1 pseudogene is annotated in these 658 nt (G+C 30.4%); it reads left to right on the top strand.

The annotated features are described in order from the left end of the window. Nucleotides 1–310: 310 nt before the first annotated feature. Nucleotides 311–517: pseudogene (locus AC1DTM_RS30420) on the top strand (hypothetical protein); the annotation flags it as partial. Nucleotides 518–658: the final 141 nt, after the last annotated feature.

Raw genomic sequence — 658 nt, 5'->3', positions numbered from 1 at the left:
ATAATAGCCTTTGTTATTTGCCTATTATTTATGGTACTACTATATTTTTATCTTAAAAGAAACAAAAAAAGGAGAAATTTAGATTGTGACGTAATAGATTGTACCGATTGCTCAGATTGTGATTGTACTAACTAAACCTCCATTTGTTTTGATATTTTTATAAAAAGGATTATATATCGTTTTAGGTATGTAATCCTTTTTATTTTTTGAAGCGTTTCATATACATTCTTCTTTGGTGTACGCTCCTAATATGAAAATTACATACGGTGAAATAAGGAGATAAATCTAATATTAGAAAAGTAGGGATATAATGAGAATTGCTACCCTCAACATTTGGAATCATCAAACTTTGTGGTCAGAGAGATTAGAGGMTATTTGTGAGGAAGTTCAAAATGTTGCTCCTCATATTCTAGCTATTCAAGAAGTTAGGAGTCATATGGATGATGAAAAGAAGATAAATGTAGCACAATATATCGCGAATCAAATAGGTTATCCATTTTGTATATTTAAAGAGTATCATGCGTATTTCCGAGTGATCATTACGGTGTTTTTGTGGATATAAAATTTGATAAGTGAAACGACCTCTCTAATATATGAAATAGAAGGTAGGGCAATTGTTGTTTTGTCGATAAATCGATATTCCTTGTCGGATCGTTGA

This window comes from Bacillus sp. P4_D3, assembly GCF_056401855.1.
The sequence above is the reverse complement of the archived record's forward strand: the minus strand, read 5'-3'. Positions and strand labels throughout refer to the sequence as shown.